The following is a 1,728-nucleotide window of genomic DNA, read 5'->3' on the forward strand; positions in this document are numbered from 1 at the left end:
CACCGGCTTGCCGCCTGTGGATATTTCTCCGGGAAACGAGGAAGTGCCTTGTGACCTGCGATGATGGGAGTTCTCTAGGCTTCCAGCACGCACGATCAGCAAGGCACTTCCGAGATGCAATCTTCCCATGCCGCAGCAACGGTCTCGTCCGCGTTCGATGATCCGAATCTGGTCGCGTACGGCGGGTTGGAGCCCAGGGCTGATTCAAAGTCTGATCGTTGCAGGTCAGGCCAGTCCAAGTAGGTCAAGTGGACGGGTGAACGGTGTGTAGGAAGTCTCTCGGAGTCCTGCGGCGATGCTGCGGTGGCCGGTGTCTCGAAGGGTGTTGATGGCGAGGTTGCGCAGGGTGGCCATGTTCTCCGGTCCGTGTCCGGTCCGGATTGTGGAGGCGTCCTCGCCGAAGGTGGTGTCCCGCATGTGGTGGACGGCCTCGATGCCCCACTGTGACCTGGTGATACGGCCGATGGTCTGTGGTGATGCCGAGCGTGCCGGGAGATCGGTGATGGCGTAGACGGTCTCGCGGGTGATCCTGCCTGTCTTGACGTCGGTGCGGTGCCGGTGGATCTTCGCGGCTTGCGTCACGTGGGGGAAGTCCAGGCCGAGGCCGGTGATGGTAAGTGCCCGGACTGATCGGGTTTCGCGTCGGCCGTGACCGGTCTCGCGGTCGTAGCGGCGGGCGGTGACCTCCTTCCAGGGCAGGGCTTTGACCGCCGCGTGGAGTTTGGGCTGGTTGCCCTTGACGACCAGGAGGTAGTGGGCGTTCTTCACCTCCACCAGCCATTTCGCGTGTTCGCGCTGCGTGTGGAGAGCGTCGGCGGTCACTACGGTGCCGGTCAGGTCGAACGGGGTCAGCAGGGCGGTGAAGCCGGTGATTTCGTTGGTCTTGTCGGGTATTCGCAGTTGGCTGACGGTCCGGCCGGCGGCCGTGACGGCGGACAGCAGATGGGCGGCCGGGGCGGTATCGGTACGTGAGCCACGCGCGCTCTTGCCGTCCACCGCGACCGACTCTGTCGCTGCTGGGTCATGTCCCAGCAGGTCGGCGAGTCCGCCGGGACATACCAGGGCCAGCACCCGACGCACGGTGGAGGGCGAGGCCGGTACACGCATGCCGAGCGGTCCGCGCGCGCGAAAGCCCAGGCGGGCAAGGGTGTCCTGGGGTGCGTGGCGGGCCCACTGCCCGATCGCCACATAGGAACGGGCGCCGGCCAGGACAGCGCACGCGGCGGCCAGTAACACCGAGGCGAGGGCATGACGCCGTCCCCGCCGGCCACGAGGATCGGGCAGGACAGCCAACCGGACACCCATGTCGGCAAGTTCACGTTGCCGAGGCGAGGGCGACTTGACCAGACAGACAGTGGCAGACTGACGGCACATCGAAGCTCCGGTGGTCGGGTGACTTGGTAGGTCCCCTTGATCATCGGAGCTTCGTTGTCTGCTGAACTGCCGCAGCGAAGGTTCGTCACACCCTTGTGACCAGCAGATTCTCAAATCCGCCAGGACTATGAATCAGCCCTGGGGGGGTAACGGATCTACCAGGAGATCCCGGAAGGGCCGTCGGCTGGAAGGGCTGCCACGTGGAACGCGCCGACTGGCTGCTCACCCCCGTTCAGCGGGGGAATCCCGCGTCGCGGGTGGACCGCCGTCATGCCGACGGTGCGGCGTGGTCCACGGGCAACGACGGGCCCCGCGTCCGTCCGGGCCCTACGATCTGCTCGTACTCGCCGCCGA

Annotated in this window: 1 protein-coding gene; it reads right to left on the reverse strand. The window is 66.1% G+C overall.

Annotation, left to right across the window (positions count from 1 at the left end):
* Positions 1 to 225 precede the first annotated feature (225 nt).
* Positions 226 to 1,305 carry an ISAs1 family transposase gene (locus tag ACWEGE_RS46975; RefSeq protein ID WP_449667013.1) on the reverse strand — a complete coding sequence of 360 codons (1,080 nt, stop codon included), beginning with the start codon at positions 1,303 to 1,305 and terminating at the stop codon, positions 226 to 228.
* Positions 1,306 to 1,728 lie beyond the last annotated feature (423 nt).

It is taken from the genome of Amycolatopsis sp. NPDC004747 (assembly GCF_053601335.1).

What these genes read in the sequence shown, in the direction of transcription:
- ACWEGE_RS46975 (WP_449667013.1), bottom strand. Translation starts at nt 1,305, where the DNA reads ATGGGTGTCCGGTTGGCTGTCCTGCCCGATCCTCGTGGCCGGCGGGGA.